General features: G+C 49.9%; 7 protein-coding genes and 1 pseudogene. 5 read left to right on the forward strand and 3 right to left on the reverse strand.

Annotation, left to right across the window (positions count from 1 at the left end):
* Positions 1 to 133 precede the first annotated feature (133 nt).
* From B5F19_RS15835 to B5F19_RS15845, 3 genes are read left to right on the forward strand one after another with little or no spacing between them, the layout of a single operon-like run.
* Positions 134 to 475: a hypothetical protein gene (locus B5F19_RS15835; RefSeq protein WP_087292422.1), complete on the forward strand. Its 342-nt coding sequence runs from the start codon at positions 134 to 136 to the stop codon at positions 473 to 475.
* The gene (gene tnpB / locus B5F19_RS15840; RefSeq protein ID WP_087292425.1) at positions 469 to 825 is read left to right on the forward strand and encodes an IS66 family insertion sequence element accessory protein TnpB; all 357 of its coding nucleotides are present in this window, start codon (positions 469 to 471) and stop codon (positions 823 to 825) included. The genes B5F19_RS15835 and tnpB overlap by 7 nt, the downstream gene beginning before the upstream one ends.
* A gap of 57 nt (positions 826 to 882) precedes the next feature.
* The gene (locus B5F19_RS15845) at positions 883 to 2,457 is read left to right on the forward strand and encodes an IS66 family transposase (protein ID WP_204248351.1); all 1,575 of its coding nucleotides are present in this window, start codon (positions 883 to 885) and stop codon (positions 2,455 to 2,457) included.
* 741 nt (positions 2,458 to 3,198) lie between these two features.
* Here the strand turns inward: B5F19_RS15845 and B5F19_RS15850 are convergent.
* On the reverse strand, positions 3,199 to 3,675 hold the full coding sequence (locus tag B5F19_RS15850) for a hypothetical protein (protein ID WP_087292430.1): 477 nt from the start codon (positions 3,673 to 3,675) through the stop codon (positions 3,199 to 3,201).
* A 1,784-nt stretch (positions 3,676 to 5,459) separates the two neighbouring features.
* On the opposite strand from B5F19_RS15850, the gene B5F19_RS15865 reads away from it, so the two are divergent.
* A complete protein-coding gene (locus B5F19_RS15865) occupies positions 5,460 to 5,651 on the forward strand; it encodes a hypothetical protein (RefSeq protein ID WP_087292435.1) in 192 nt (63 codons plus the stop codon).
* Between the two features lie 92 nt (positions 5,652 to 5,743).
* Positions 5,744 to 5,980 (forward strand): annotated as a pseudogene (locus B5F19_RS15870) (transposase); the annotation flags it as partial.
* Positions 5,981 to 6,074: 94 nt separating this feature from the next.
* Here B5F19_RS15870 and B5F19_RS15875 read toward each other — a convergent pair.
* Complete coding sequence (locus B5F19_RS15875) at positions 6,075 to 6,344, reverse strand: type II toxin-antitoxin system Phd/YefM family antitoxin (RefSeq protein ID WP_087292438.1); 270 nt, start codon at positions 6,342 to 6,344, stop codon at positions 6,075 to 6,077.
* Positions 6,345 to 6,432: 88 nt separating this feature from the next.
* The gene (locus B5F19_RS15880; protein WP_242972848.1) at positions 6,433 to 7,704 is read right to left on the reverse strand and encodes a DDE-type integrase/transposase/recombinase; all 1,272 of its coding nucleotides are present in this window, start codon (positions 7,702 to 7,704) and stop codon (positions 6,433 to 6,435) included.
* Positions 7,705 to 8,645: the final 941 nt, after the last annotated feature.

Here is an 8,645-nt window from a genome sequence, read left to right on the forward strand (position 1 = left end):
CGTAAGCGTAAAAACAGTCGGCGACTTGTCAGGGTAAAATGCCTTTGCCAAACTATAAGAGTCTGAGGAAGTGCATGGTAGTACAAGGTAGTACCAGAGAGTATCCAAGACTCTGAGATAGCGAGGTGCAGGCATGGAGAAGGCGGCAAGTTTACAGAGAGCCAATCAACAACAGCGGTTGGTGGAATGGAGCCGGCGTGTGGAGGCCTGCCGGAGCAGTGGGCTGCCGGTAGGTCAATGGTGCCGGGAAAATAGGATAGCGGTATCCACCTATTTCTTCTGGCAGAGGAAGGTATTTCAGGCGCTGAAAGAACTCCAGGAGGTGACCTTCGCAGAGGTGCCGGTCATGGAGCGTACCCAGCCCTCCGGGCATATCGTAGCAGCCATGGAGGTAAGCGGTGTGCGGATCCAGGTCTACGGGGGAGCGGATAAGGCCACACTGCAGGCAATTCTCCAGGCGGCAAAGTCATGCTGAACGATTTCAACTGCAGCTGCCCGGTGTACATCGCCTGCGGATACACAGACCTGCGGCGAGGCATTGACGGACTGGCCAATCTGGTAAAGAGCCAGTTCCAGATGGATCCCTTTCAGCGGGCGTTGTTTCTGTTCTGCGGGAGACGGCGGGACCGGCTCAAGGCACTGTACTGGGAGGGAGACGGCTTTCTGCTGCTGTATAAGCGTCTGGAGAGCGGCAGTTTCCAATGGCCCAGGAACACGGAGGAAGTGCAGACCCTGACACCCCAACAGTACCGCTGGCTGATGGAGGGACTGAAGACCGAGCAGCCGAAGGCAAACAAAGCGGTGTCCGGCCTGAGCGTAATCTAATGCCAGAAAGCGCTGAAAACAGTGGCTTTTGGGCCAGTGCTGTGGTATCATTTTTTTATGGAAAACAAGAAGAACACTGCCGCAAGCACCCCGGAAATGGTGACCATCTCACGGGCGGAATATGAAGAGTTAAAGCTCCAGAACCAATGGCTTCTGGAGCAGCTTGGTCTTGCAAAAAAGCGGCAGTTTGGCGCATCCTCAGAGCGGCTCCAGGAGGGGCTGATGGAGCAGCTGTCTCTCATGGCAAATGAGGCGGAGGCCTACGCCTATGGGACCAAGAATGCCACAGCGGAGCAGGTGGCGGTAAAGGCCCATGCCCGCAAGCGGCAGAGCGGCAATGTGCTGGATATCGTGCCGGAGGGCACCCCTACGGAAGTGGTGGAGCACCGTCTTTCCGAAGAAGAGCGCATCTGTGATGCCTGTGGTACAGTCATGGAGGAGATTGGCAAAGAGGTGCGCCGGAGCCTGAAGATGGAACCGGTCCGGTTCTGGATCCGGGAGGATGTGTACTACACCTACGCCTGCAAGCAGTGCGAGGCGGAAACAGGCGAAGGCAATCTCCGAAAGACACCCAGACAGCCCGTGCTTTGCCCGGGCAGCTTTGCCTCACCTGAGGCGGTAGCCCATATCATGACACAGAAATTCGTCATGTACGCACCGTTGTACCGTTTGGAGCAGGATTTTCAGCGGCAAGGGCTGAAGCTTTCCCGGCAGACCATGGCCAACTGGATCCTACAGGCCTCGGACACCTGGCTGCGGCCTGTGTACGATGAACTGCACCGGAAGCTGTGCAAGGAAACCGTGCTGCACGGGGATGAGACCACACTGCAGGTGCTGAAGGAGCCGGGCAGGACTTCTACGAGCAAGTCTTACATGTGGCTCTACCGTACCAGCGGCTGCGCTGAGCATCCCATTGTCCTGTACGAGTACCAGCCCAGCCGGAAGGCAGAGCATGCTCAGGCATTCCTCAAGGACTTCTCTGGTTGGCTGCACGCGGACGGCTACCAGGGCTACCACAAGTTGCCCGGGAACATCCGGGTAGTGGGCTGCTGGGCACACGCCAGGCGAAAATTTGATGAGGCGCTGCAAACCCTGCCCAAGGAGAAACGGCAGGATTCTCTGGCAGCTACCGGCGAGTGTTACTGCGCCAGGCTGTTTCAGCTGGAGCAGTCTTTTACCGGACTTACAGCGGAAGAGCGCTATGACAAGCGGCTGGAACTGGAGAAACCGGTTCTGGACGCTCTGTTGGCATGGGCAAATGAAGCCAGCGCCAAGACAGCGCCCAAGTCCGCCCTGGGTAAGGCGCTGCACTATCTGCGGGAACAGTGGCCTTACCTGGTACGCTATCTGGAGGACGGCAGGCTGGAGCTCTCCAACAACCGTGCCGAGCGCAGCATTAAGCCATTCGTCATGGGCCGGAAGAACTGGCTCTTTTCCAACACCCCCGCCGGCGCCCAGTCCAGCGCTGTGATCTACAGTCTGATTGAAACCGCAAAGGAGAACGACCTGGATCCCTACCGCTACCTGGTTTGGCTTCTGAACACCGCACCTGGGCTGAGCCAGACGGATGAGGCTTGGGCAGAATCTTTCCTTCCTGTGAATGCTCCGCAGGAATGTAAAATTCCAAAATAATAATGAAAATGCCGACCGCCATCTCAATGCCTGGGTACTGAGATGGCGGCCTTTTTATACGCCGGGAGATTTTACGGTTACCTGGATGCGTTTGCGGACGCAAAGGCACGGGGAGTGTCAAAATAAATCTGTCGCTTCCCGTATGGGAGGCGTGGATTGAAGTGAAATATCCAGGCGATTTATCCAGAGAGCCGTCCGTCCCCGCTTTTAGTCAATTGTCAATGACCGTCTTCGAGTATGGTCTATGATAGCTGTCCATCTGTAGTTCGGTGCAAAGTTTGCCGATATCCGCTTTCGCTAGCTTAAGACCAACCTCCGGTTTGATAACAGCATCGTCGTTTTGTTGTTTCCAACAATTTGTCATATAGAACACTTATCCGCCGATCACGCAGCCTCTGGGGCATGACAAGCTATCGCAGCACCTAAGCAGCCCTGGTTATCTGCTGCTGCATCTGGAGTCGGAGCACAAGGCTATCATTTATCACTTTATAAAAGCCGCCTTAGTTACCGCTGTGATTGCTATTCTCTATTTCTTGCTCATGGGGTGGTTGTTGTTGGAGATCGCAGACTTCATTTATATAATCTCCAATTACGGTTTTTTATACTAACAGATGACTTTTATCCCGCGTTGCTACAAAAGATACCTATTTATCTTTTTTCTCGCGCAAAACAAGGTGGACAGGCCGGGAGATGCTAATACTCCCAGCCTGTCCATACTGTGTCAACAGAGCGATTATTATCCTAATTACGGAAACGATCCAACAACGCAATAATCTCTGGCTCTGCATTGCTAACGAGGTATTGGCTGTTAAGAACAACCATGTGGCGCCCATCAACTACTTCGATCCCGTCGGAGGTGTCCTCGGTGTAATACATTGCAAGACCCAAACCAAAATAGTCGTAATTGCAGATAAAAATAATGTACACCTCTGGCAGATCTGTGGCACTACGGCTACGGTGATAATAGTAGTCATCCACAGTTTGCTGGTAATATCGACGCAATTCTTCCAAATCATATTTTGTGCCCTGCAAATATTGTATAACATAGCAGTTTTTTCCTGTGTCCTCCAGAATGATATCAGGCATAGGGGTACTCACATCAAATATATCTTCCAGATCAGTGCCCCTACAAATTAGTTTAAACTCAGATATTTTTGTGTCCACCAGTGCCTCTAAAAACCTCTTGGTATCGGCATCGTTTTGAAGCGTGTGTACCATGATATATTCCTCCGTGTTCCTTGTACTGTAATTCATAATTCCAAATTGCAGCTTATCTAATATATGTATATGCAAACAGGAAGAATTCTATTGGCACAAGCTCATAAGCGTGGAGATACGCTATGAGGAAGAGGCTTTCTGGTTGACGCAAAAAATGATGGCGGAGCTGTACGATGTGGAGGTTCAGATAATCAATGAGCACACCCAAACTATCCGGAATTCCCGGATAGTTCAAACTGAGAGCTTGAGAAGAACACAGTTATTAAGTGTCTCTTAATAACTGCTTCTGACGGAAAGAGTTATAACACAAGCCTCCACAATGCCGGAGCGGATTACTGACTGCGTCCTGTGCTACAATCGTGTTCACCCCAAAGCTTTAGCAAGGTAAATTGTTGAACGCTTCTGAGGATGAGTTAATCATCACCCCTGTCCGAGCCAGTAGGGATTGTTGATATTGGCCCTGTGCAACCGGAGCAGACACTGACTGCGTCCTGTGCTGCAGGGGGAAATCAGTCAGATGTTGAAAGACTGCCTGGCAGACCACTGGAGGCAAGCCCTTGAGTCAAGCGTCCTGACTACCCTGTACCTGCCCTGGGAGGCCATGAGCCAAAGGCGCTGCCACACCTGCACCTGGCAAATGGACCGACTGCTCAGCACATTCCTTTTGTGTCAAAGAATCATGATCCTTGGCTGTCGGGATAAGGCTGGAAGGCATAATCTTGTCGTGAAAAGAATGCAACACCCCCTGAGCATCGCGAAAAGAGTATAATACGACTCTTTTGCGCTGCTCAGGGGAGTCCAAGACCTCATTTGATCTTGTCAGCGATGATCGACCAGCCTGCTCTCCGCCGTATTCTCGCTCCTCGGCGACCATCCTTGAGCAAGCTCCCCCGGCTCATCGCCAGCGAGAAACCCTCCTGCCTAATTTCTATAATCCCGGACAGGCACACCCGGTTGACGGGAGTTCTTGGATCATCTTTCCCACACATTCCCCCGAGCGGACGCATTGCGGCGGCTCCGCCAGACCTGATCGCGCTTGTTGATATCGAGGGCCGTGATCGCCTAAACCCCCGTCTCCGGACAAGCCGGAAAGAGTCTGTATGCAGCCAGCCCGCTGCGGGGGATTCGCCAGGAATTATGGGTCTCCTCCTGTACTAGCCCCTCATCTCCGTGCGCTGTCTGGCTATGTCTATTACATCCTATGCGGTTTTCCTTTTTTGTATTTCCACTTTTTGATTGTTTTATATAACAAAGGACAGTTTTCTTCAATAAAAGTTGCAGAATATATTGTTATTAGACATTTTTTGAAATAATATAAGAACTAAAATTCCTAAAAAATTTTTTGTGCGGCACAAATCCAGTGTTCATTATTTTATACGACACACCAACTGTTTTTCGGAAAATAGTTTTATAATATTCTAATTTAGAGATTATTTGAACATTTTAATGCATTTTTCTTTTCCTTATTGACACATTATATAAACACTAAATTACCTGCAGGTTGTCTTGCAGTAAATTTTAGAAGGCTGCGAGCCAAAGATGTAAAAACAATCGGGAGTGCATACCTGTATATCTCTTTTCTTTGTGCAAAAGAATGTAACTGCAGAATAAAAAAGTTGCAGGACACAAAACTCTCTGATAAGATAGTAAATATAAAGATCATAAACAAAGAAGCCGCGAAATTACCCCAGCATCTGGACAAAGTCTGCAAGGACATCTTGCAGGCTGCTAACAATCGCGTAGATTGTAAGTGCATCAAAAAGTTTGCATAGGAGCCAATTGATATGGGTAAGACAGAAATTATCACAATTACAATCGATAGTGAGTTAATGGCTCAAGTCGAAGATCTGATCAAGCCCATGGGTATTAGCATCGGAGATTTGATCAACCGGTTTTGCCATTGGTGTATCTATGACACAGAAAAAGCTATTGCTTATCTAAAAGCGGACCAAGAGGCACAAACAGAACAAGCATAATTCCCCCAATCATGTAAAAATAATCACGGTAACAGGACAAAACATCGGGCCCGATCAAGCGATCGAGCCCGATATTTTTCATTAACCTCACCACCACTTCTGGGGATGTCACTCTCAAGGTACCTAAGCTCAAGGGAATCTCCTTTGAAACTGCCATCATTGAACGGTATCGCCGCCGGAAGAGCAGTGTGGAAGAGACTCTTAAAATGTACCTGGCAGGTGTATCAGTCCGGCGTGTAGAGGACATCACCGAGGCCCTGTGGGGCAGCAAGGTCTCTCCCTCCACCATCAGTGGGCTAAATGAGAAAGCGTATGTCCACATTGAAGATTCGCTGCGTCCGAGTTTTGCAGTATCCTACTGATAAGTCGTAGGGTTTTAAGCACATCTTTTCGGGTAGCAAGCAAATACCTAAACTATACAACCTATTCCCCTCCAATGGTGTCTTTCATCGCCTTCAGCGCATCCTTGGAGAAATAGCGTTGCTCTGTCAACTCAGTTTCTTTCTCAGCCTCCTGTAACTTGAAATATACTTCACCTCCGAACTGCAAGTTTTCGAATGCCTCCATGCTCAAAACCACCATATCAATATATCCGTTTTTCGTCAAGAAAACAGGTTGAGCTGTTTCATGAACTGTCTTTGATATGTCTACAAAGTTATTTGTCAAATCAGAAACAGGTCTAACCATATTCATAATATCAACCTCCTTGCGAGAATTTTAGCATGATTATGCTGAAATATCCAGGCGATTTATTCAAGGAGCCGTCCGTCCCCGCTTTTAGTCAATTGTCAATGACCGTCTTCGAGTGTGGTCTATGATAGTAGTTTGGTGCAAAGTTTGCCGAATAGCTGTCTCCAATGGTCAACCCATCTGCATCATCCGGGGCGTACCACATACGATTGATCCGGAGGCCCTTACGGGTCAGCTTGGCGGTATCCCGTGGCAGCGTCTGTATGTACAGCTCCTGAGGATCCACCGCCATCAATCGGGGTGATAGCTCCGTCCATCTTTCTGCTGGAGTCTTGCCATCGACAAGTCTCCCGCTGTTTAGGTACAGTACAGAGTGGATTACAACCCGTGCAAAATCATCAAGGTCAAGGGTTGCCTGCGTGCGGTAGTCGGTAGCCCATCGCTCTTGTGCGTCATCCTCGATTACGCCACGGCCCCGCAGCATAGGCTTGTATCTTTGCTGCAGCAGATCAATCGTTTTTTCGACGGCCCCCTTGCAGTCCGGCCGAAATGGCGGTAAGGTCAGTACTTCCAGACCATACCGGCGGCATAGTTCCGACATTCTGGGACCAAAAAACTCACGCCCCTGATCCGTGATGATCTCCGATGGCATCCCAGCAGATGGCCATTGCTCCGGAGTGATCTCGATTCCATAGCGGGCACAATATGCTACCTTATCCATAGTGGCCTGCTCAATGCAAGCCATCACAGCAGTCTCATCGCATGAAAATCCGATATAGACACCAGCAATCAGGTGGGTGGCTGTGTCTACCGCCAAGTAGATATACGGCCTGCCCACCACGATGGATCGTTCCTGCCTGGACACCAGGTAGATATCCGCCTGTGTGGCGTCCATCTGATAGCTCCCAGGCTGTGGCCGCCATCCGGCAGAGGAGCCCCATGCAGGTCGGTGGTCTCTCTGATATTTGGTAAGGCCCTCTCGTGCAATGATCTTTTGAGGGTCCTTGTGCAAGCTGTGTCCATAGTAGTAGTGGCGGAACTGGCTCCATGTCGGAGCATCGCTATCCATCTCTCCCTCGGGTCCCACATAGTCCTCCAGCAGCATCATCTCATAAGCGGATCTTAGGGATAGCCGTTTGGCACCAAAATAGTATCGCCGGATTGCTCGCTCTATCATCTGATTGCTTTTGCTGGCCTGCTGTGTCCGCTTTTGCGTGAGTCGTCCTGTGGCAAGATACCGGTAGTACAGCCGCAGGATGCGGCGTGTCGTAGTCTGGTGCTGCTGTGCCGCCTCTGCCGCCATCTTGTAGCGCAGGGTTTTGTCTGAGATGCAGTCGTCGCAGTCCATCATCGGCTGGATCATCCTCAGGCGGACTTCTTGAGCCGGTGTTATAGTGTGCTCGTCCATCCAACTATTCGGTGCTGGTACTCGCTCATACCTGTCCAAGCTGACCTCAAAAAATGGTGGAGAGGGGCCGTTACAGTCAGTCAGCCAGCAACCGGCCGGAGTCTCAAGCAAAACTCGATATATGGCGCCCAATCGTTTCACAAAGCGCAGTGGTCTATCCATCTACGATCACCACCATCCACTCCGTATCGGTCGCCGCCCAGTACCTGCGAGATAGCTCCAGGCGCTCTACATGGGCCTTTTTCTTCAACTGTCCTCGCTGCACTAGCTCTCTTACGCCTTTGTGTCCATCAGCGTACCGGATGACAAAGTCGGTAGCCCACCCGGTCTGTAGGTAGTCCGTGCGTATGCCCGCCCGTGATATGCGGCCCATGATGTCGGCATCCAGAGGACAACCTACCTGATAACTCTGCACCCACGCTTGCTCCTCCAACCATCGTGCGTAATTCCTCGCCCACTTACTGTGCAGGCATACGATATCTCCGTTCTTGTTACTGTAAAATCGGATGTCTCGTGTGCGCTCACCTAAGCGTTCCATACGACACCCCTCCCCAAAAAGTTTGTTTCCCCAGTGGCTTATATCTCCATCAGTTTTCTATATCAGCAAATTTTTATCTTAATTTTTTGAATTAACTCAAAATTTTGATGATGGCACGGAATTAGCTCAAAATTTTGCATCCAAAAATCGAATTAAATCAAAAATTTGATGATGCTACCCGCAAATTTTTCATTTAATTCAAATTTCGCTGTCAATTTTTTGAGTTAATTGCCATTTTCCTTAGATACCATGTGGTCATCCCTTCCAAAACGGTCGTTTGTCCAACCATTTTGACCACAAGCTGCTCGCCCAATCTCTTTCTCAAAAAATTCTAAATTAGTTCTAAATCAAGCCAAAA

It is taken from the genome of Pseudoflavonifractor sp. An184, from assembly GCF_002160305.1.
In the GTDB taxonomy this organism is placed as follows: Bacteria; Bacillota; Clostridia; order Oscillospirales; family Oscillospiraceae; genus Lawsonibacter; species Lawsonibacter pullicola.